Annotated in this window: 15 protein-coding genes; 1 reads left to right on the top strand and 14 read right to left on the bottom strand. The window is 40.0% G+C overall.

Translation table 11 applies throughout. The features are described 5' to 3' along the window. Positions 1-209: 209 nt before the first annotated feature. From K8L98_RS05250 to K8L98_RS05220, 7 genes are all read right to left on the bottom strand, one after another. The gene (locus K8L98_RS05250; RefSeq protein WP_223440221.1) at positions 210-1,742 is read right to left on the bottom strand and encodes a response regulator transcription factor; all 1,533 of its coding nucleotides are present in this window, start codon (positions 1,740-1,742) and stop codon (positions 210-212) included. Further along, positions 1,735-3,540, bottom strand: a complete 1,806-nt coding sequence (locus tag K8L98_RS05245; RefSeq protein ID WP_223440220.1) for a sensor histidine kinase — start codon at positions 3,538-3,540, stop codon at positions 1,735-1,737. The genes K8L98_RS05250 and K8L98_RS05245 overlap by 8 nt, the downstream gene beginning before the upstream one ends. Before the next feature lie 111 nt (positions 3,541-3,651). After that, positions 3,652-6,789 (bottom strand): alpha-mannosidase, encoded by a 3,138-nt coding sequence (locus tag K8L98_RS05240; protein WP_223440219.1) that lies wholly within the window; start codon positions 6,787-6,789, stop codon positions 3,652-3,654. After that, positions 6,770-7,405 (bottom strand): YesL family protein, encoded by a 636-nt coding sequence (locus K8L98_RS05235; protein WP_223440217.1) that lies wholly within the window; start codon positions 7,403-7,405, stop codon positions 6,770-6,772. The genes K8L98_RS05240 and K8L98_RS05235 overlap by 20 nt, the downstream gene beginning before the upstream one ends. Before the next feature lie 144 nt (positions 7,406-7,549). After that, positions 7,550-10,204, bottom strand: a complete 2,655-nt coding sequence (locus K8L98_RS05230; protein ID WP_223440216.1) for an endo-beta-N-acetylglucosaminidase — start codon at positions 10,202-10,204, stop codon at positions 7,550-7,552. Between the two features lie 16 nt (positions 10,205-10,220). After that, positions 10,221-11,540 carry a glycoside hydrolase family 125 protein gene (locus K8L98_RS05225; RefSeq protein WP_420828827.1) on the bottom strand — a complete coding sequence of 440 codons (1,320 nt, stop codon included), beginning with the start codon at positions 11,538-11,540 and terminating at the stop codon, positions 10,221-10,223. A gap of 14 nt (positions 11,541-11,554) precedes the next feature. Beyond that, the gene (locus tag K8L98_RS05220; RefSeq protein ID WP_223440215.1) at positions 11,555-14,266 is read right to left on the bottom strand and encodes an alpha-mannosidase; all 2,712 of its coding nucleotides are present in this window, start codon (positions 14,264-14,266) and stop codon (positions 11,555-11,557) included. A gap of 453 nt (positions 14,267-14,719) precedes the next feature. On the opposite strand from K8L98_RS05220, the gene K8L98_RS05215 reads away from it, so the two are divergent. Continuing rightward, positions 14,720-14,953, top strand: coding sequence for an IDEAL domain-containing protein (locus K8L98_RS05215; RefSeq protein WP_101567527.1), 234 nt, complete (start codon positions 14,720-14,722; stop codon positions 14,951-14,953). A gap of 1,401 nt (positions 14,954-16,354) precedes the next feature. Here K8L98_RS05215 and aceA read toward each other — a convergent pair. The 7 genes from aceA to K8L98_RS05180 all read right to left on the bottom strand — a co-directional run bounded on the left by aceA (position 16,355) and on the right by K8L98_RS05180 (position 23,673). Then, on the bottom strand, positions 16,355-17,641 hold the full coding sequence (gene aceA, locus K8L98_RS05210; RefSeq protein WP_223440214.1) for an isocitrate lyase: 1,287 nt from the start codon (positions 17,639-17,641) through the stop codon (positions 16,355-16,357). 263 nt (positions 17,642-17,904) lie between these two features. Continuing rightward, the gene (locus K8L98_RS05205) at positions 17,905-19,173 is read right to left on the bottom strand and encodes a M48 family metallopeptidase (RefSeq protein WP_223440213.1); all 1,269 of its coding nucleotides are present in this window, start codon (positions 19,171-19,173) and stop codon (positions 17,905-17,907) included. A gap of 73 nt (positions 19,174-19,246) precedes the next feature. Continuing rightward, a complete protein-coding gene (locus tag K8L98_RS05200; RefSeq protein ID WP_223440212.1) occupies positions 19,247-19,552 on the bottom strand; it encodes an AzlD domain-containing protein in 306 nt (101 codons plus the stop codon). After that, the gene (locus K8L98_RS05195; protein ID WP_223440210.1) at positions 19,542-20,261 is read right to left on the bottom strand and encodes an AzlC family ABC transporter permease; all 720 of its coding nucleotides are present in this window, start codon (positions 20,259-20,261) and stop codon (positions 19,542-19,544) included. Before K8L98_RS05195 ends, K8L98_RS05200 begins: the two co-directional genes overlap by 11 nt. 17 nt (positions 20,262-20,278) lie before the next feature. Continuing rightward, positions 20,279-20,830, bottom strand: coding sequence for a helix-turn-helix domain-containing protein (locus tag K8L98_RS05190; RefSeq protein ID WP_223440209.1), 552 nt, complete (start codon positions 20,828-20,830; stop codon positions 20,279-20,281). 498 nt (positions 20,831-21,328) lie between these two features. Beyond that, complete coding sequence (locus K8L98_RS05185; RefSeq protein ID WP_223440208.1) at positions 21,329-22,099, bottom strand: enoyl-CoA hydratase-related protein; 771 nt, start codon at positions 22,097-22,099, stop codon at positions 21,329-21,331. Between the two features lie 17 nt (positions 22,100-22,116). After that, positions 22,117-23,673 (bottom strand): fatty acid--CoA ligase family protein, encoded by a 1,557-nt coding sequence (locus tag K8L98_RS05180; RefSeq protein WP_223440207.1) that lies wholly within the window; start codon positions 23,671-23,673, stop codon positions 22,117-22,119. Between the last annotated feature and the right edge of the window lie 71 nt (positions 23,674-23,744).

Raw genomic sequence — 23,744 nt, 5'->3', positions numbered from 1 at the left:
TTGTAAATTTGAACGCTTCTGGTTAAAAGTTAACAATTTTTAGATTTGATGGACTAATTTAGGATTCCTTCGAAAAGTGAAAACACCTTGTTCACCCTGGGGCAAGCTGCATAGAGCTAAGAAGTCCGGTTTTGTCTTTCAAGTAACCTCGAGGAGCTTTCATGGATCCATTTAGCCGTGTCCAAACCAAACAAAAAAAACCAGCCCTTTTAAGACTGGCTCTCATAACTATGCAGTGCTCTCCACTCGGTTGGAGTTACACCCATGCTTTTTTTAAATTGCTTATAAAAGTAAGTGGAGTCTGAATACCCTACCTTTTTTCCAATTTCCCCAGATTTCAAATGGGATTCCTTTAACATCATCTTAGCTTTCTCAATTCTCAGCTGATTAATATAATCAGAGAAAACGCTTCCGACTTCTTTTTGAAAGAGCTGCCCTAAATAAATGGTGTTTACATGAAACTTTTGACTTAACGTTTTTAGGGAGAGCTCTTCATGGTATGAGGTCTGAATATATTGAAGAACACTATGGATAATCGGGCTCATTTGGTCATTTCGATTTTTTATTTGCTCCATTAGATTTTTTAAAAATGCAATCACCACATTTCGTAATTCAGTGATTGTATCCGCTTGAAGAACACTTGATGTCTCTTTTGCAAGCTTTATTAAATCATTTGGCAAATCGAGTGAACTGCGGATGGTGGACATTAATTCGATGGAAAAGCTTTTAGCTAATTGTGAGGTATCCAAAGATATCCGTTCAGAAAATTGATCGAAAGCAGAATGTATCCATTTCTCCACTTCACAGTGATTCCCCGTCAGCACTTGTTTCAAAAGTTCCTGAAAGTTAAATGTCCGAATCATTTCTGTGGTCTCGGAGAACTTTTCTGCGTCCTTTTCAAGAATTAACTTTGTGCCCTCAGAAATGACAAATCTATATTTCAGGAGATCCCTGGTTCGATAAAAACTTAGAAAAATATCATCTGCTGAACAATTTTCTTTTCCAAGAGCGATGAAATAATCGTGAACCTCCTGCTTTTGATCAAGATTCATTTGTAAATGATGTAAATCACTTTCAACCTCATCAGGCCGTTTGTTTAACCAAATTAATATCATCTCTTCCTCTGGATTTATCACACATAGACATCCCAAGCATTCTTCAATCCATTTGCGAATCCCTGATCGTTCTCCCCTATGATCAGCTGCAAGTTCCAGCTGTACAATGGCAAATACGAGCGTTGAATCATGAAGATGAAGATCGTAAATGTCCAAACGTTTTTTTAATTCCTGGTGGCTGATATCCCTGTTTAACCATCTCCAGATTGCATTGTCTCTTAGCACATAGTAGTCTTCATCCTCGTGCTGCAATTGCTGAAGCTTTTCGATTGTATTACGTAATGTTGCAGCAAGCTCTTCTTCATCAATCGGTTTTAATAGATAGTTTTCAATTCCAAGTGAAATGCCCTTTTTAACATACTCAAATTCTTGGTAGCCTGACAGCACAATATATTTCATATGAGGCTTTATGACTTTTAAGGCTGTGATCAATTCTAAACCGTTCATTTGAGGCATCATGATATCCGTAAGAAGAATGTCGCATTCCTTTGTTTGAAGTGTTTTTAGAGCCTCTTCTCCGTCATAGGCATGCCCGATTATTTGAAGCCCGATATCTTCCCAATTAATAATTGATTTCATTCCTTCAATAATAAATGGTTCATCATCAACAAGAAAAACGTTATACATCCTGCTCATTTCCTCCTATGATTGGCATTGATATCTGGACTTCTGTTCCTGCATCGACTGTGCTGTCGATGATTAATCCGTACTCATCTCCAAATCTCAGCCTTATCCTTTGCAGGACGTTGGATAATCCAATCGATTCAAATGTTTCATGTTCTTCTTTTAACCGCTTTTGAATGTCAGCTAATCGATCAGGTGCGATTCCTCTTCCATTATCGCGAATCATGATGATTAATTGCGTTTGCTTCCTATGAACTCCAATGTATAGATGATTCGTGCTTTCATGCTTTTTTAATCCATGAATGACATAGTTTTCGACAATGGGCTGAAGCATAAATTTAAGAATTTCATAGTTTAGTACCTGTTCCTCTATATCGTAATGTACATGTAAACGCTCTGGATAGCGCACCTGAAATAATTGCAGATATTGTTTCACATGCTCTATTTCATCTTGTACGGTGACAGCTTCACTATCTTTTAAAGAATATCGGAATAATTGAGCTAAATAATAAATCATCGTGCTGGTTGTTTTTGACCCATCTGCGATTGCTTTCATACGAATCGCTTCAAGGGTATTATATAAAAAATGGGGATTGATTTGAGATTGCAGGGCTTTCATTTCGGCTTCTTTTTGTTTGATTTCTGAAATAAACATTTGATCGATATAGCGATTTAAATCCTCTGCCATTTGATTAAAGCTGGTTGAAATCATACTCAATTCATCTTTTTGATGAACATCTTGAATCCTGACATCCAAGTTTCCCTTTTGTACCTCAGACATGGAATGTTCGATGACCTGAATGCGTTTTGAGTATTTTCGCATAGCAATATAGGTAAGCAAAATGGCGGCAGCCGTTAACAAAATCGTGATCAGAAGCATGGTCCGGTGAACTAGTGTAACGCCTTGGATTTCTTTTTCAGGAATTAGACCAACAATCATAAGCTGTGAGCGTTCATCTGCTAATGTGTTGACATAATAGGTTTCCCCTTTAATTCTTGTCTTTTTTAAAATGGTTTGAAAATCAGGCTTACTTCCTTCCTTTTCTATCGAAGCTGCCTTAGAGGGATATAGAAGATCACCTAAGTTATTATAGATAAGAACTGTCCCTTTTAATTGCTGCTGACGTAAATGAAGGAGATTCTCTAAACCTTCAAAGCTATAATAGATTGATATGTCACCAAGTTTTTTTAATGTGCCGGGGTCATTTAATTTCTTCGTGACATGGTAGCTGTTTTGAATGGATCGTTGACTGATATCATTTACAAGTCCGCTGGATTTCCTTTCAGATATTAGGAAATCTTTATCTAAATTTATTTCACTAACTTGATTAACTGACTGCGACCATCTGTAGTGATTAAAGATATACAAATATTCACTAAGGGTAGCATCACTGTTGATGCTGACCGCATTAACATCTGAATCTTGACTAAAGTAATTCTCAATGAATGTTTCGAGATCACTTGGTACAAAAGAGCTGCTTTCACTGTAACGGTCAAGCCGATAAGAAAGATATTGATTATAATCGTGCTGCAAAGCGAATGAGATATCTTCAATAAGATCTGTTTTAAAATAGAGTTCCTTAAAAACACTGTCAACATAATCATGTTTGCGATTAAAATAAGTTTCCACTCTCTCTAGTATTCTCGTATTTGCATCCAATTCTCTTTGGACAACTACTTCTGTATAATACTGAGATAAAAGCGAAAACAGCAAAAACATACACAATAAAATAATGACAGAATATGTGAACAAAATGCGATGGAAAATCTTATTCCGCCATTCTCTTATTTTTAATAGCATAGCAGTTACTCCCTCTATCATTGATCGATCTTACTTTAAAGATAAAACAGACGCAGTACCTTAAATGGCACTACGTCTATTATAAAGAAACTTAAAACGCTTTCATAGGCTTCATGTGAAACGGATAGCAAAGGTTTTAATTTCATATGGCTTGATTTTAAATGTGACGCTTGAACCTCTTTTTGTCTCTGACAGGGGCTCTTCTAGTAAATTCACTTCGTGCCATTCTTCTATTTTCCAATCAGAGGAAAGAGTAACCTCGCCTCTTCTTCCTTCAAATTCATGCAACCGAACAATCACCATGTCATGTTCCTCAGCTTTTTTTACGGCATCAATATGCAAGTTTTGAGAGGACAGAGAAAGAAATGATTGGCTGCAATCCGATAACTTACCTTTATGTACAAGGAGCGGACTATTCAGAAACCAAGCTTCTCGAACAGTCCCGCCTTCTCGCCAATCTCCTTTATGAGGAAGGATCGAATAAGTGAATTCATGATCCCCACAGTCAGCGGTTGGGTCAGGGTACATTGCACCCTTTAATAAAGACAGCCGGAGAACATTTCCCTTAATGTCGTAACCATACTTACAATCATTAAGCAAGCTTACACCATATCCTGTTTCAGATAAATCTGCCCACTGATGCCCAACGCTTTCAAATCTGGCCATATCCCAGCTTGTGTTCCAATGATTCGGCCTCATTACATTCCCATATTGAATATCATAAGTCGCATCTGTCGTTCTGACATCTACAGGAAAGGCAGCCTTTAGAAGTTTGCGGCGTTCTTGCCAATCAATATGCGTTTTAAAGTCAATTCGTTTGGAATGACCATAAACAATCATCTGCTGTTTGATTTTTGTTTGGTTAAAGCTCCAATTAAACTGTACAATCGTGCGAATTGAACCGCATTCGATCAATTCTATTGAAATAAGTTCTGTTACCTCCTGCATTTTTTCCTGGTAAAAGAGATCAATATCCCATGCATCATGTGCTAATGGCTTATCTTCAAAAATTTGCAGGACATTTGCCCTTGAACCTTCCGCTAACACTTCTCTCTTTTCAGACACATCATATATTTGAGTTAATTGGCCAGCATGATTCCAAGCAATCTCATAGAAAGGTGTGGATAAAGAATTCTGATTCATTTGAAATGGTGCTTTTATGATCTTTTTCTCTTTCAAGGAAGATGCACGAAATTCTAGTGCTATTCCGCCAAATGACGGGGTTTTGGTAAGTTTAACAAGCCATCCCTCATTTGTTTGCTGTGCAGTTAATTCGCATCCCTTGTCATCATGCCAGTTCCCTTCCTTTTGATTATCATCATCAAAAGGGATGAAAGCCAGCTCCTCACATTGCCAATGTGAGGAATTCCAGGCTGTGTAATGCTTCCCCGTGTTTGAACTTGTTAATTGAGCTGCTGCACGATCTGTAAATTTTTTATGCTTTTTCCACGCCTCATCATACTCAAGTTTCGAGTCTTCATATACTTCTTTAATAGATGACCCTGGGATAATATCATGAAATTGATTTCTCAAGATGATCTTCCAGCCCTGGTCCAGTTCTTTCTTCGGATAGTGACTCCATTCACTTTGAAGGGCATGCAATACTTGCAGCCATTCTGTTTCTCTATAGGCAAGCTCGAGCTTTCTATTCATTTTTTTATTATAGGCCTGGCTTGTATATGTTCCTCGATGATACTCTAAATAAAGCTCTCCATCCCAATCATGAACATAGCCTTCTGCTGCTTGGATGTTTTCATGAAGTCTTGTAAAATAATCACCTGCTTTTGAAGGCTTTACATGCGGCAAACCGGGCATCTTGTCATATCTTCTCCTAAATTCAAGCATTTCACGGTTGACTCCGCCGCCGCCGTCCCCATACCCATATGAAAGAAGCAAGTCTTGATTTATATCTTTATCACGATAGGATTTCCAAGCTCCGTTAACTGTTTTAGCAGTAATCAAACCATTGTAGGTATAAAACCAAGAGTCATCTGAATTCCAAGGTTCTGGCGTCGTCACAAAATGTGTCAAGATTTCACTTCCGTCTATCCCTCTCCACCTGAAGGTATCATGCGGCATCCGATTATACTGATTCCAGCTGATTTTCGTGGTCATAAACGTGGTTATACCTGATTTTTTTAAGATTTGCGGTAAAGCCCAGCTATAACCAAAAACATCTGGAAGCCATAAATAACGACATGTGATCCCAAATTCGTCTTTCAAAAATTTGCTGCCATATAAAATTTGTCTGACTAGAGATTCTCCATTTGGAATATTGCAATCAGCCTCCAGCCACATGGCCCCTTCAGCTTCCCACATTCCTTCGTTAATCCGCATTTTTAATTGTTCATAGATCTCTGGATAATCTGTTTTTAAATATTCGTATAACTGCGGCTGTGTTTGTAAAAAAACATAATCAGGATATTGTTCCATTAATCTTAAGACTGTAGAAAAAGATCGGGCCGTCTTTTCTCGTGTATGTTTTAATCTCCACAGCCAGGCGACATCTATATGCGTGTGGCCGATGGCATGAATCGTAACAGAATGATTTTTTTCAATTTGTTCCAACCGATCATTAAGTATGGCCCGGGCATGATAACAGGACTCATAAAAGCAGCTGCTTCCAGGTTCCGTCCAGTCAATTTCTTTGTAGCTCTGGTTCAGGGACGTTAACAATAACTGCTTTTCTGGAGCCTCTTCTCTTAATTCTTTAATTGTTTCATAGATAGCTTGTGAGGTGAAATATAGATCATCTATTTGTTCATCAAGCCATGCAATCTCAGCAGTGCGAATCGTATATTCCTGCTCTTTCTGCGGTCCGCCCCCTTCAAGTCCTGACCATAAGCGAAAATCAAGCCGAATAGAATGACCAGCAGCATCTTCTGGGAAAAAGACCTCTTGATGATTAGAATCCACTCCCTGAAATGGCTTTTGATTTAAAAATAAAAGAGACTCAAATCCTGAATTATTTCCTCCACCTGTCCGGCCAAAGTCAAATAATCCAACTGCTTTTTTTCCGTTCCACTCTGCCGGAATCTCTAAATCTGTCTGAAGCCATAAATAAACATCCCGGCCTCTCCATTTGTCTCCAATACTAATTGTCTTGCCTGATGGTTTATCCGGCGGATAGGCTCCGATCTCCCCAGTATCTTGCGTACAATTGAAGATTGAAATCTCCTGTTTATGCCGGTACCGGTATTCTGATAATTCCTTTATTCTTGCTTCAAGCTTATTTTCCGTATAAAACAAGGGTATTCTCCTTTCCAATGCCGGTTTTTACCTCTGTAAATCTTTTGTAACAAACATGCATGATCCAATACGCCGGAAATACCCCTGCTATAAAAGGGAACAGCCCTGGCATCGATTTAATCAAATATCCAATAAAAAACAGACCGATTCCCATCAATATAGTCGTTTTAGGACTAAGAATTGCGAGAATAAATGGCTGTTTGATGTATTGAAAAAATGATAAATGATAATGAACATATAATGGAAAGAAATAAATAAGTGTTAACACAAATAAAAAGGAGACAAAGATTAAAAAGAAATAGAGAATGACAGACCCCGTTCCTTGCATGGCAAAAGCAAATTTTAAATCAATATACAAAAAGGATCCTATGCCTAAAAAGAAAATTCCCAATTTGTTAGCAGGCATAAATTCTTTTTTAAATGTATCTTTAAATACTTTCCATATAGAAAAATCCAAATCCTTTTGTACCCATTTTCTTGTAACCGTAAATAAGGCAACTGTGGATGGAAAAAGACCAAATACTCCAATGCCCAGCAGTGTAAATCCTGCCCATAACACGTTTGCGACAAGAATTCTCCAAATCCACTCACTTGCTTCCTGGACAAATTTGCCCATGATACCGTCATCTCCTTTTTTCGGCGGATACCAGAATATAAGTTTCCGATATTCATTCATGTTTATCTAAAGCGCCGCCCCCGCTATGCCACACGGTGCTTCGGCTTTTAAGGGGAACCCTGATGGATTCCCCTTAATACTTGACTATGGAGCAGGATAACCAAAAACTTCAAATTCATAGATTCTGGCTGCTTGGTCTCCCCCTTGAGTAGGCTGATCAATCCATAGCCTTACATATCTTGCTTCAGTCAATTGAATACTATGTTCGGAAACATCTGCTGCGTTATCTGTCACTTTAACAACTTCAGACCAATTCTCCCCATTTGTACTTCCTTCAATTCTAAAAGCTTTTGTATTAAAGGCATTTGGTTCTCCCCCTGCTGCGGCATGGTGAAGGACGAATTTAGAAAGTGCGTAATTTTTGCCAAGATCCACCTTTAACCAATGAGGTGCATCACCCAGAGCACACCACTTACTGGATTTAGAACCGTCAAGTGCAAATCCTGGACCTTCAGATGAAGCACATTGACCATCAGCAGCAGCTTGCTTATTCAATGCTGCATTCGTAACATTATTTGCTTCTTTTGAGATCGTAATATAGGCATCCTTAGTGACAATATCTTCCCCTTCACTATTTTTCGCCACTAAAGTAACAGAGTAAGTTCCTTCTGATTCATACGTAACAACAGGTTTCGCGTCTGTGCTGCTGGATGGTGATCCTCCTTCAAAACGCCATTCAAGTTCCTCTGTCACTTCTGATGATTGATTCATAAATTGAATCTCTTCACCTGGTGCTGCCAGTGTTTTATCTGAACTGAAATTCGCTTTCGGCATTGGATAGGGCGGCCAGTCAAATACATCTTCAGCAGATTTGCTGCGCTGATTTCCTTTATAAACACTTTTTACTTCCAATTCGGTCTTCGTCTCTTTTCCCTCTCGTTTTAAATCAGAGAGATAAAAGTAGTTGTTTGGAGTTCCTCCTAGCCATTCTTTATCACCATTTGGCAGCACCCGATAAATTTCATAGTAATCTGCTTGTTTGTTTCTTTCCCAAGTCAGAGAAACATTTGCATAAATCCCATTTTGGAATTCCGTTTCTTTTATCATGACATTTTCAGGTTGATGAACTTTTTTTATGTCATCTTCATCTTTTTTGTTAGAGACTTTTATCTCACCAATATTAATATCGATGGCTTCTTGTTGATCAAATTTGAGAGAGATGGCAGCGATTTCTTTTCCCTTAAACCTTTTCAGTTTAATCTTTTGAGTTACCCATTTTCCTTTAGCCTCTTTTTTCACATCGAAAAATTCAAAGTGATTCGGTTTGTCTAAGAAACTGATGCCAACCTTCATATTTGGTTTTGCAGATTTATACGTAATCGAAAGTTCCGTATCCTTCTCAACCGGAAGCTTTGTTTTGTACAATTTAATATGGGATGATTCATTCCCGTTTAGTTCACCTGACACTTTTAAAGAACTTCCACCTGTATACGCTTGGTTCCAATCAAATTGAACAGAGATTGGTGTTCCTTCAATGAGCCATCTCCAAGTTGGAAGGATATCCTGCAAACTTCTGTTGTTCCATGATTTATGACTCAGCCTATTTCCTTCTACGGCAAAAAATTGTCCGCTGCCAGTATTGAAATTAGTCACAAATGGCAATTGAGTAATTGCCGTTTTATCTGTAAAGTAGTGAGACATTCCTTTCCAATCGCCATTTCCATCCGTACTGGAAGGATCCCCTTTTTGGCCAGACCAGAAATCCTGTTCTTTTTGATAAAATTCATTCATCGTTTTAGAAGAGTTAAATGTCCAGTCAGGACGATAAATTCCTAAAGAAGTATTTGGACTTTTTCCTTCCGGGAAAATTCCATTCCATGGAACTTTTGTTAGTGTTCCTTTTGCTTCCACGTCAATGCCCGTATACAAATCATAGGGGGATCTTCCGATTTCCTTAGCTTTCAAGTTAGATGCTTCCTGGTTTTTCCACCAAAAATTCAAAAACATGCTATCGGATACCCGGTTATTTCCATCTTGCAAAAAGGCTTTATTTTTGTCAGTTAAGGCATTTTGCCAATTAATTCTGCCATCTTCTGTCATCGAGTCATACCACATGATGTGCATGCCGTCTTTTTTATTTTTTTGAAGGTACGTGAGAAACTCTTTCATTTTCAGAGCGGTTTCTTGGCTTCCGCCTTCTGTTTCCTGGTTAATAAACCAGCCATCAAATCCATAATATTCTGCTGCTTCCAGCAATTTATCTGCTGCAGGAAATGAACCGTCCGCGCGCTGCTCAAGCATTTGATTCAACCACTCTATTTTTCCTCCATATACAGCAGGAGGGAAGAAAACATTCCCTAAAATCGGAACACCATTTTTGTGGGAAGAGTCAATCACATCTGCACTTGGAGGAACAATGATGCCCTCGCCGGATGAACCTGCCCAATACACCATTAAATCGACATACTGCCAGTAACTAAACGTGTTGGCAAAGAACTCTTTCCCTCCTTGAGAAGGTACACCGCTAGTGTTTTTGTTTAACGCTGATAATGCAACAAGTTTTGCTTCTGATTGAGCATTGCTGTTGACATTATAAAGCGTCTCCCTATCTGCTAAAGGAATTGTACTTCGATTGAATGGAGCATCAGGATCACTTTCAGGACTCCATTTAAGGAGTTGTTCTGGAAACCAATAAGATGATTCCGGCTGAGCTGCAAAGCTGCCGGATGGCATAAAGATCACAAAACAAACAGACAGAAAAACGACAATGGAACATAACCCCTTTTTAGACCGAACCATACCTTACATCCCCTCTTCATTCTTTATTTTGAAGCCATTGATTCAGCGGACTTCCTTTGACTGTATATCCGCAAAGACTTAAAACAAATTCACTGAACATAGAGTTTGCCCATGAAAACCACTCTCTTGTGTACTCCTTTGGATCATCTGAGTTAAACCCTTCATGCATATAGCCTGTATCACCATCCGTTTCTTTAAAAGCGGATAATATTCTTTGTTTTTCAGATTCCTCTTGTGCTGTCATACCTTGAATGGCTAAGGCGATATGCCATATATAATGATCTGGGGTATGCGGACTGCCAATTCCGCTTGCTGCTTTCCCCTCATAATAATAAGGGTTATCCCGGCTCAGCAAAAAATGTCTCGTATTTTGGTAGATTCGATCGTTAAAATCGCAATAACCTAAATATGGCATCGAGAGAAGGCTTGGAACATTCGCGTCATCCATTAAGTTATAACCTCCCCTGCCATCAGTTTCATAGACGTACATTTCTTCATAGACAGGATGGTTGATCACACTATATTTTTCTATTCCCTCCTCTATTTCAGAAGCCAATTGCATGCATTCTTTAGCAAGTTCGGAATCAAGCAAGACCTGAAGACAAATTTCAGCAGAATATTTAAGAGCTACAACCGCAAACATGTTGGCTGGAACAAGGTAACCATAGTGGCAAGCATCATCACTGGGACGAAATGCACTCCAAGTCATACCGGTTTTTATTACCTCTGATCCCATGCCGCTGCGCGTGAGTGTGTCTGATTGCCGAACATTTTCACGTTCGAAACGGTATGATGATTTATTTTCATGATTTTGTTCTACCTTCCACACATTCAAAATGCTTTTTAATCCCGCTTGATAAGAATCGTTAAAATGGGAAGTGCGTCCCGTTGATTTCCAAAGCAGATAGGCAAGCTGCAAGGGATAGCAAAGGGAATCCACTTCATATTTTCTTTCCCAAATATAAGGAGTCATGTCTGTTTTGTCGCCTTGGTGGCCCTTACCGCTTGAGGTTTCATTAAACGCATTTGCATAAGGATCATGGTTAATGAACTGGAATTGTTTAGAAACAACCCCCTCAATCATTTCTGCGATTTGCTCATCTTCTTCAGCCAAGATGAGATAAGGTCTCACTTGTGCTGCTGAATCTCTTAGCCACATTGCAGGTATATCACCTGTAATTACAAAGGTTGTTCCATCTTCTTGCGGTTTTAAAGTTGTTGTATAGGTATTAATAAAACATTGTGCAAACATCTCCTGAAGTTTTTTATCATTCGGAAAATGTTCGTTCACTCTTGAAATGAGTTTTTTCATTGACTCAGGTATCGTTGCGTTCACATCATCTACTCCTTTTAATGGGTCCAGGCTACCGTCTTAATCTCGAACGGTTTTAAGTCTATTTCAATGTTGTTGCTTTGCAGAACTTCTAGCTTCTCTTCAATGATATTGCTGGCAAATCCTTGTTTAACAAGAGGCATGTTTACTTTTAAATCAGCTTTTTCATCTGAAGTATTGAACCATCTGGTGACCACATGATCGCCCTCTTCAGCCATCTTGAAAGTCGACATGGCAAGCGATGGACCATTCCATTCGAGGAAATGGTTATCCTTTGGCAAGTCCCCATGATGAAGATCCGTTTGAATCATCGTTAAGGGCGCCTGGAATTGATAGGCAAGATGGTAAGATTCAGATGCAATCACATCACCGGAATGAGGGATAACCATCCATTCTGCTTCATTCTCCCCTAAACATTGAGCTTCAGGTGCAGAGAAATCTCCCCAATCCCCAAGCTCTGAGACAGAACGAAGTAATGTTAAGGCGATGGTTTTGTTTTCTTCTATGATTTCATACTCATGTAAGCCTTTATTTGCAATGGTCAATCCTTTCCGTTCATCTGACATACTGACAAAACCTTGTTGATGATGATCAAAGCTAGGATTCTCCCATTCTATTTCAGGGCTGTTTTTTCTTTTAACGATTTCAAAAACACTGTCTGCATGGTGAGAGTCCGTTTGAATATTTGTTGGAAATAACACTCTTATTCGATGATCTTTTGCTTGATTTTCAATAAAAGCCTGAAAGGATGGTCCTCTTGATGTTTGATCTAGCGTCATAATGGTTCTTATCTGAATAGTTGCGGTCTCCGCTGAACGAGACGCTTTTCTGTTTTTGTGCCAGACTAACATCCTTTTTTCCTTTTCAAATGCTTGATCTGCGCTCTTTGGGATCACCCATTTGTGGATCATTTCAACCCTTGCTCTTAGGCTATTGTTTTCCAGCACTTTAATTTGGGCTTTCAGACCCTTTGTAGTAAGCGGGAGTGAGTCCAAAGTATTTTTAAACATATATTCATTGCCAATATCGCCCGTATTTTCATATATTCCTAAACATTCATATGTTTTTCCACTTTTCTTATTTGTAAGAGTATAAGAGCCGTCCTCATGGATTTTAATATGAACAAAATCATTTTCCATTTCACGGTCATGATTCATAATGTCAATCTGTTTAAATTGAGCCGGATTTTCGCTTTGGTTTACGTAATACGTTTTATAACCGATTTGGGGCACATTTTCAGCTAAAAATGTGAGTTCTGCAATCCTGGCAAAATAGGGTCTTCTAAAGCCGTCAGAAGGTAAGTCATAGCCAAAACGGATACCTTTATCATGATAGACACTTTGAACTGCGATTCCCATCGAATCACTCACTTCAAGCTCTGGCATAGATTTCCCGGCAAAATAAGCTGGGATTTGCTGAAAATCCATTTCTGAAAAATAAATCTTCTCAAGTTCAACCTCTTTCGTAATCACTTCTTCACGCTTCGAACCCGATCCGTTAAAAATAACAATAGGGATACAAGTATTTGAGTCATTATCTATCCTTGTATCAATACGGGAAGCAATTTCTTTTCCTTTTTCTTGTACAATCATTTCAGTTATCTGCATAACTTTTTCAAACCGGCTTACCATCTCGCGGTGTACCTCATCTACGCTGCATCCGCATATGCTGTCATGCGGATGATTCTTCATTAATGTTTTCCATGCATAGTTTAAGAAGTGACTCGGATATTCAAACCCAACGAGATGTGCCATGACCGAAAGAGGTTCGGCTGCTTTTTCAAGCAACGCCTGACACTCCTGATTCATTTGTTTGAGATAGATTCTTGCGGAAGCTGTATTCACAAGTGTAGACCATCCATCTGTTCGCTGGTTTCGCAGCTCCCCTGTGATTGTCTGTAATTCATTAGGTAAAGATGCTTTAAGGTTTTTCAGATAATCATCAAAGCTTGCATGAACGAAATCGATGTCAGGAAAAAGCTTTTTAGCCGTTAAAATGGCCGCTGGAAGATTGTGCTGAACTGGCTGATGATCACACCCATTCATGAAAAGCAGGTGTGGAGTCGCCGCATACTTCATGGCCTGCTCAATTTTTGTATTCCAAAAGCTAAGAGCATCCTTCTCATCCTCTGGTACTTCATTGCCATTTGAATACCAATTCGCAAAAAGAATTCCAAGGATGGATGAACCATCAGGTGATTCCCATTTTAGTTCTGAAAAGGGTGACTCGAAGTTTTTTGCATCTTCCACCGTATTGTTAAATCCAGTAGGTTTTACACCTCTTCCAAATGCAGCTGTCTCGATTTTTGCTTGCTTTAACAGCTGCGGCGCCTGACCATAAATCCCGAACGTATCCGGGAAGTAACCTAGCTTTGAGACCGATCCAAATTCTTTAGCATCCCTTAAGCCATAGAGAAGATTTCGTATGTTTGATTCAGAGCTTGTTAAAAAAGCATCTTGAAGAACATACCATGGTCCAATGTGAAGCTTTTTTTCACTTATTGCTTTTTTTAATTCTTCCCTTTTTTCAGGTCGAATTTCAAGGTAGTCCTCTAACAGAATCGTTTGTCCATCTAAATGGAAACTTTTAAAATCTGGTTCTTTTTGAAATAATTCAAGTAGTTCGTCGATTAATTTCACTAAATAATATCGATGTTTCTCAAAAGACATATACCATTCCCTGTCCCAATGGGAGTGTGATATGATATGTGCTGTTCTCTTATTTTTCATTTTTTTCACCTCATTATTGTAAGCGGTTTCTCGTTTAATACCTTAACAATATTTTGATTGAAAAGTAGAGTCAATGAAACGATATGAAATGATAAGGTTTTTCCACCATAACTAATAAAAGTTCACAAGAGTGCCTATCTCCTATTGAGTGATTAAAACAAAATAAAACAGACAGCAAAGCTTGGCTGCCTGTTTCAATCAATACTGTTTAAAACTCTTCAATTAATGGTTAATCAATACATTCGCCTTAAAATGACTATTTTTCTGCAAAAAGATCATCATGAGATCTTTTCATCCATACTTTACAAACCTATTTATTTCATGCTCCTGTTTCGGTTCCATTTAATACTTGCAGAATTTGGAGAAATAAGTTTTCTAAAAATTATAAATATTTAGTTGATTTCTAGGCCTTTTATCCATATAATTAAAAAAAGGCATCAGGGGTGATCTTTCGTGAAAAACAGGAAAACGTATACCGAGATCATGAAGTCCCGTAACACATTCAAGATGGAAAAGAAACAGGAAACCGTACTTGATATTTACATTCAAATGGTGTTGGATGAAGCTGTGTTAACCCGGAAACTGTCCCTCCTTCAGGAAAAGATCGATGAGTCCTTGGACCGCAATGACAAACCGTTATTTTTAAAGTTAGCCAAAGAATATGCAGAACTGCGTTTAATCATTTAAAAGCAAGCCCCGAAGCGGGGCTTGCTTTTATGTTGTTGATGGAAAATTCGGAGGGCGGCAAACAGCTTCTTTGATTACTTTCGTTTAAGATTTTCCTGGTTTTGGGGCATCTTACAGCTCCTATGGGTTCCTTCTTTTAAGGTTTTCTCGGTTTTGGGGCATCATACAACTTCTATGGGTACCTTCTTTTAAGATTTTCCCGGTTTTGGGGCATCATACAGCTCCTATGAGTACCTTTATTTATGATTTTCCCGGTTTTGAGGCATCATACAGCTCCTATGGGTACCTTCTTTTATGATTTTCTCGGTTTTGAGGAATCATACAGCTCCTATGGGTACCTTTTTTTAAGATTTCCTCGGTTTTGGGGTATCATACAGCTCCTATGAGTACCTTTATTATGATTTTCCCGGTTTTGAGGCATCATACAGCTCCTATGAGTACCTTTATTTATGATTTTCCCGGTTTTGGGGCATCATACAGCTCCTATGGGTTCCTTCATTTATGATTTTCCCGGTTTTGGGGCATCATACAGCTCCTATGGGTTCCTTCTTTTAAGATTTTCCCGGTTTTGGGGCATCATACTGCTCCTATGAGTACCTTCTTTTAAGATTTTCTCGGTTTTGAGGAATCATACAGCTCCTATGGGTACCTTCGTTTAAGATTTTCCCGGTTTTGAGGAATCATACAGCTCCTATGGGTTCCTTCATTTATGATTTTCCCGGTTTTGGGGCATCATACAGCTCCTATGGGTACCTTCTTTTAAGATTTCCCGGTTTTGGGGCATCATACAGCTCCTATGGGTACCTTCTTTTAAGATTTTCCCGGTTTTGGGGCATCATACAGCTCCTATGGGTACCTTCGTTTAAGATTTTCTCGGTTTGGGGGAATCATACAGCTCCTATGGGTTCCTTCTTTTAAGGTTTTCTCGGTTTTGGGGCATAATACTGCTCCTATGAGTACCTTCGTTTAAGATTTTCCCGGTTTTGGGGCATCATACAGCTCCAATGAGTACCTTCATTTAAGATTTTCCCGGTTTTGGGGCATCATACGGCTCCAATGAGTACCTTCATTTAAGATTTTTCCGGTTTTGGGGCATCATACGGCTCCATGGGTACCTTCTTTTAAGGTTTTCTCGGTTTTGGGGCATCTTACAGCTCCTATGGGTACCTTCTTTTAAGATTTTCTCGGTTTTGGGGCATCATACAGCTCCTATGGGTACCTTCGTTTAAGATTTTCTCGGTTTGGGGCATCATACAGCTCTTATGGGTACCTTTATTTAAGATTTTCTCGGTTGAAGCGCATCATATGTGTTCTTTGATCTCAAAAATACAGCGAAATTAAATTCCAGTACACGAAAAGAAAGCTGCCGCACCAAAATGATGCGGCAGCTTTTCTGTCCTATTAAGATTGAGCACCCGTGAACTGCTCTGCTTCTGTTGAACCTTTTAATGCAGTTGTTGAAGAAGTTCCGCCTGTAATGGTTTGTGATACTTCATCAAAGTAGCCAGTTCCAACTTCACGCTGATGTCTTGTTGCTGTATAGCCGTATTGCTCGCTTGCGAATTCAGCCTGCTGCAGCTCAGAGTAAGCAGCCATGCCATGATCACGGTATTTTCTTGCAAGTTCGAACATGCCGTAGTTTAGTGCATGGAATCCGGCAAGAGTAACGAACTGGAATTTGTAGCCCATTTTAGCAATTTCTTTTTGGAACTGGGCAATTGTCTTTTCATCTAATTTTTTCTTCCAGTTGAAAGATGGCGAACAGTTGTAGGCAAGCAGCTTGCCTGGGAATTTTGCATGAATGGCATCAGCAAACTTCTGCGCCTGCTCTAAGTTCGGCTCTGACGTTTCGCACCAGACTAAGTCTGCATACGGAGCGTAAGCGAGTCCGCGGGCAATTGCCTGATCAATGCCGGCAGCTGTGCGGAAGAAGCCTTCCGGTGTGCGCTCGCCTGTAATAAATGCCTGATCTTCAGGATCTACATCACTTGTAATTAAGTCAGCTGCATCAGCATCTGTTCTTGCAATGATTAAAGTTGGAACGCCCATAACGTCAGCTGCAAGACGTGCTGAAATTAAATTCTTTACAGCTGTTTGTGTCGGCAGCAATACCTTTCCGCCGAGGTGACCGCATTTTTTCTCAGATGATAGTTGATCTTCGAAATGAACCGCTGCTGCTCCAGCTTCAATCATTCCTTTCATTAATTCAAATACGTTCAGCTGTCCGCCGAAGCCAGCTTCTGCATCAGCAATAATCGGAGCGAACCAGTCGATGTTTCCTTCTCCCTCAAGATGCTGAATTTGATCGGCACGCTGAAGGGCCTGATTGATTCGTTTTACAACCGACGGCACACTGTTTGCCGGATATAAACTTTGATCCGGGTACATGTGTCCTGAAAGGTTTGCATCAGCCGCTACTTGCCAGCCGCTTAAATAAATCGCTTTCAATCCTGCCTTTACTTGCTGAACTGCCTGATTTCCTGTTAGTGCGCCCAGTGCATGTACATAATCTTCCTTCTGCAGCAGGTTCCAGAACTTTTCAGCACCTCTGCGTGCAAGTGTATGTTCAATATCAATGGAACCGCGAAGTCGAATTACTTCTTCTGCTGTATATGGTCTTTCTACTCCGTTCCATCTTGCATCCATTTCCCAATTCTCTTTTAATTTTTGTACTCTTTCGTTTGTCATTTCCTGATCCCTCCAATAGTTTGTTTAGTTTGTTATAATACAGTTAAGATTTTATAGTATTAATATATAACAGATTAATTGAAAATGGAATCATTTTCTTTTAAATTTTTTGAATTTTTTATTTTTGGTGTTTGAATGATTGATAGAATGAGATTTCCGCGGTTGCTGTTTTGGAGTTGATTGGTTCTGCAGATGAAAATAGAGCCCATTTTACGGAAAATAAAAACAGCGCTTCTCCACTGGAGGCAGCGCTGTTACTATTTTTACTTATCAGGATTTTTGCTTCCCCACTCTTCAAGATAGGTAATCCGCTCAAGAATCGTTGGATGGCTGTATCTGAAAATTTTCACCAGTCCAGGCGGGTTCACCTGGCTTAAGCCTGCTTTCGTCAATTCCTGGAACGTATTGACGGCTGCTTCGGGATTTTCAGTCATTTCAATAGCGTATAGATCTGCGTCCTTTTCCTGATGGCGCGAAATGATGTTGGAAAATGGATCTGAGGCAAAGGTGAGCATCCCAAGGAGCATCAGAAATAACGGCAGTGAAGCAAGCTGCTGTTTTTCGGTGATATTGAGAATATGCCCGAACCGCCTGATCGTAAAATTCATTAACCTGTTGATCAGATATAACCCAATCAGAGTTAGAACAAGGTAGCCGGCAATTCCGATGTAAATATGCTTCATAACGTAATGTCCCATTTCGTGTGCCATAATAAACAGGATTTCGTCTTCACTCAGCTTATTTAACGTTGTATCCCAGAGGACAATTCGGGAATTGTCTCCAATTCCGGTCACATAGGCGTTTAGCGCATTTGTTTTTTCCGACATGTTCACTTCAAACACATGCTCTGCGGGAATATCCGCTTTTTCTGCTATAGCAAGGATTTTGGTCTCAAGTTCTTTATTTTTTAACGGGGTAAAATCATTGTAAAGCGGATCAATTAAAACAGGCTGTATAAACATTAAGAACAGACTGAATGGTATCGACAGAATCCAGGCAAAAAGCCACCACTTCCCGGAAAACTTGCGGATAAGACCATACAGCACAGCAACAATTAAAATCATAAATGCATAATTGACCCAGAAATCAATGATTTGATCTTTCATCCACCCAGTAAAGGTTTGCGTTGTAATGTGATAAGAAAGCGAGATCTTGTAGCGCAGCCATTCAATTGGAAATGCACAAAGTGCCACGATAAAAGAAAGCCAAAACACATATACCGCTGTCTGAATCACAAAGAAGCGTGAAATGCCTTCAGACCATTGCTGTATTTTTTTAGAAAATCCTATTACAAGAATGACGAAGAAGATAAACCATTCAAATGGCGCAGTGACAAAATAGAGAAAATCCCTCAAACTGGAATATTCGCCTGACAGCTCCAGCTCACGACTGTTCATAAACGTATTTGGGTCCGCAGAGCTCCCCTGAAATTGAGTTGGAAGGGCGGAGTCTGCCCCCATATAGATATACCAATAAACAAACAGGCCATATAAGAAGTAAATAAGGACTGATACAGTCAGCCATTTGCGCATGATGATGCCCCCTCGAACAAGCTCTTTGTATAAGTGTAGTTCAAGACAAAGAGAGTTAGAACTAAAATTCAGGTTAAAACAAGAGTCCGTATACAATCAGCGTCAGGATTGAGCTCATCACTACGACAATGACATTGACACCCAGATAAGCAACGGCAAAAGCCGAAATCGCCCCAATGATTCCAAACCAGATATCTTCCTGAATAAGAAAAACACCAGGTACAATCAATGCGCCAAGTGTCGCATACGGAACATTTCTTAATACATTTTGAACAAAAGGAGGCAATTCAATTCCGCTTAAAGCTACCAGAGGGATCATTCTTGGCAAATAAGTGACGACTGCCATGCCGATGATCATCATCAGAACATTACTGATCATTGCGCTTCTCCTCCTTCGGATAGATCATTTCGATCAGAATAGCTGAAAACAGCGTAGAACAAACAATTGCCCATCCAGTTGAAAGCAGGCCAGTCAGGTAAATAAACGAATGAATGACCCCAGCAGCTGATGCTAAAAATACAACTTTCCGCTGTTTTTTCATAGAAGGAACTAAAAGCCCGATAAACATCGCATATAACGCTACAGACATGCTTTCCTGCAGTGTTTCCGGCAAATTGGCGCCGATCAGATGTCCAACGCCTGAAAACACTACCCAGCTCGAGTAGGAAATGAAAATGAGCCCAAACATATAACCCGCTGATACATTTCCCTCTTTCATAGAAGCAACCGAAAATGTTTCATCTGTCATCCCAAATGAATACAGCGCTTTTTTCCATAAACTGTCTTCCTCGACCTTTTCATTTAATGAGGCCGACATCAAAAAATGCCGGATATTCACTATAAAAGTAGTAAAAATAATTTCAAAGACCCCGGTTCCTGCTGCTATCAGACTTAGCGATATGTATTGTGCAGCACCTGCGAAAACGAAAATACTCATTAAGACGGTTTCTGAAAGAGTGAGGCCGGTATCACTTGCAAGAAGCCCGAATGTTATAGCCACAGGCATGTAGCCTATTGCAATGCTGAGACCTGCTGTTATTCCTTCTGAAAAATGTGACTGTTTTCTCAAAAATGCTGTTGTTGCCATCCTTCTCCCTCTCTTCTTTACGGATAATAAATCAGCAGAAAACAGGTTGCGGACCCATCCGCTTTGTTTTCATACACATGCTCACGATTAGCGGTGAATTTGATGGAGTCTCCTTTTTTCAGCTCATAATGCTCTTCACCAATGGAAACGGCCATTTCACCTTCACTTACAAATAGATACTCTTCGACTCCGCTTAGATGCTGCTCTGATACATGCTTGCATCCCGGAAGCAGCTCAAGCAGAAAAATTTCAAATTTCTTCTGCTGATCATATGGAAAATAGGAAAAGACATTATATAATTCATTCAAATCCTGAACTGCTGTTTTATCTGTCCTGCGTACAACTGCAACACTAGTCTGTTCTTCTTCTACCAGAGACGAAAAAGAAACGCCAAGTCCGTTCGCAATTTTCCAGAGCGTATTAACGGTTGGACTTGATTGGCCCTTTTCAATTTGCGCAAGCATGCCTTTGCTCACTCCCGTAACGGCTGAAAGCTGATCAAGACTGTACTGCCGCATTTTACGGACATTTTTTAAATTGATGCCGATTTGTTCCTGCAGTGATTTCATAAGTTCTCCCTTTTCATTTGTTTTATATATTATACATTCGTATTATATTTTGAACAATATAGAAATAGCAATATTCTGATTTTTAAGACTAAAGTCCAAGGAAATCTCCACCTATCTCTCGATCTTTAATGCTGAATACGCACATAAAAATAGCGATTGAAAGATATAGCCCAATCACACTTGTTGTCAGCTGGATTCATTCTTACGCTTTTGAAGCATGAGACATCATTTCCGGGGAAGTCTCAAAATCGACAGTTAGATGGCGGCTGTTTCATATTCAAGGAAGCAGCAAGTTGATGTATGGCCAAACTGTTTATATCCTGTGATCCTTCTTGGATATGTTTTAGAAGCAGATGGTTCGAGATGGCTGACAAATAAGGAAATTGACGAAGGAGTCATAAAAAGGATAGAAGAGGATAGTAAAGATATGGTAATCGGCACTTGGAGCCAAGGGAAAAAGACCATAGAAAAAGCGGCCGGGTATTTGGCCGCTCCATCTTATTTCCCTTTAAAAACAGGCTTTCGTTTTTCGCTGAAAGCCGCTAAAGCTTCAACACGGTCTTCGGTTGGGATTGTTACTTCATAAGCCTTGCGCTCAATATGCAAGCCTGTCTGAAGGTCTGCATTCATTCCCTGTTTGATTGCAAATTTAGCCTGCTGGAGAGCAATTGGCCCATTTCTGAGAATCTCTTCTGCAAGCTCTGCTGAAGCTGCCATGACATCAGGAGCTGTCTTTGAAACCAGACCATACTCCAGTGCTTGCTCGGAAGTAATTTTGCGGGCAGTTAAAATAAGCTCAAGCGCTTTAGCCTCGCCGATAATGCGCGGAAGACGCTGCGTTCCCCCTGCACCAGGAATGATGCCAAGGCCCGTTTCGGTCAGCCCGACAGACGTGCCTTCTGCTATCAGCCTGAAATCACATGACAAAGCAAGCTCCATGCCACCGCCGAATGCATACCCGTTGATGGCTGCAATGGTGGGCTGAGGAAGGGCATCAATCTTTGTGAATACCTCGCCAATTTTAAATAGATTCCGTTTTACCTGCTGATCTGTCAGAGTCTTTCTCTCTTTCAGATCGGCGCCTGCACAAAATGCTTTTTCCCCTGCACCTGTAAAAATCACAGCTCTCACTTCAGGGTTCGTGCGGATATCTTCAACTGCTGCCTCAAGCTCAAGCAGTGTTTCATAGTTGAAGCAGTTGAATACCTCTGGACGGTTTATCGTGACAACGGCCAGGTGCTTTTCTAATGTGTATAAAATATTGCTCAAAACAGACTTCCTCCTGACTATTTTTGAAGAACTTGATCTTTAAGCGCCCTGCGCAAAATTTTCCCCGTAGTATTTTTAGGAAGTTCTTCTAAAAATTCAATGGAACTTGGAACTTTATACTTAGCTAAATGTTCGCGGCAGTATGCTTTTAATCCTTCTTCTGTCAGTGATTGATCTTTTAATACAACAAAGCATTTCACTGCTTCTCCCTGATTTGGATCGGGAACGCCGACAACAGCAACCTCAACTACACCAGGATGATTGTATAGAACTTCCTCGACTTCGCGCGGATAAACATTGTATCCGCCGACTAGCACCATATCTTTTTTGCGGTCAACAATGGTAAAGTAGCCTTCCTCATCCATCGTGGCCAGATCCCCTGTATAAAGCCAGCCGTCCCTAATTGTATGGGTTGTTTCCTCAGGCATTTTATAATACCCTTTCATGACATTCGGCCCTTTTACAATCAGTTCGCCGACTTGTCCAGGAGGGACTTCTTCGCCTAATTCATTTACTACTTTATTTTCGACATTTAGAATGTTCGTGCCGATTGAGCCTGCCTTGCGCGGACGATCAAGCGGATTAAAGCACGTAACAGGAGAAGCCTCAGATAAACCGTAGCCTTCAGAAATCACGACCTTAAACTTCTGCTCAAATCCTTTTAATAGAGCAACCGGCATGGATGCTCCCCCTGAAATGCAGAGTCTGAGAGACTGTAAATCGTTTGCATCTCCCGCCTCATGCTGCAATAGGAAATTATACATCGTCGGCACACCCGCAAATACAGTAGCTTCATAGGTTTTAATCAGCTTAAAAACTTCAGCAGAACTGAAGCGCGGCACGATTAACAGTGTTGCTCCGCTGATCAGCGGCGCATTCAGTGAAACCGTCAAACAAAAAACATGGAACATTGGCAGTGTCGCTACCACCTTATCCGCATCATTCATTTTCAAATAAGATCCTACATCCTTCGCATTGCTGTATAGATTCTTGTGAGTGAGCATTGCTCCCTTAGGCTTACCTGTGGTGCCTGATGTATATAAGATGACGGCAACATCTTCTTCTGACTGGATGACTTCTTCCGGCTCAGACACAGATGTAGCAAGTAAACTTGTAAACGATTTCAATTTTGTGCTGATTGAGAGAGCCGAAACATCCAATCCTGATCCAGCATCAGATGGAGGAGTTTCGCATGATATGATATGCTCCGCCAATGGCAAAACATCATTCATTTTTTCAAATAAAGGCAGCAGCACATCAAGGGTTACAATTGTTTTTACATCACCATTGTTTAAAATATACCCGATTTCATCCGGTGTGTAGATTGGATTGATTGGAATGACTGTAGCACCAGCCCTCATTGCTCCATATAGTGATATAACAAAATATGGTGAATTTCCAAGCACAAGAGCAAGGTGATCCCCTTTTTTCACCCCGAGCTTCTGCAGACCGGCCGCAAATTTACTGATTAATACATCCAGTTCCCCATAGGATGTTTCCTTCCCCTCAAAGATAAACGCCGGCTTGTCTTTATGCGTTTTTGCGGATAAAGACAACTGTGATAATAAATTCATTCTCCCACCCCTTTTAAAAATGAATGAACAACCATTCATTTTCTAAAAATTTAAAACTATAAGTCTATTAT

Source organism: Metabacillus dongyingensis (assembly GCF_019933155.2).
In the GTDB taxonomy this organism is placed as follows: domain Bacteria; phylum Bacillota; class Bacilli; order Bacillales; family Bacillaceae; genus Bacillus_P; species Bacillus_P dongyingensis.
This window is presented reverse-complemented; position numbering and strand designations above follow the sequence as displayed.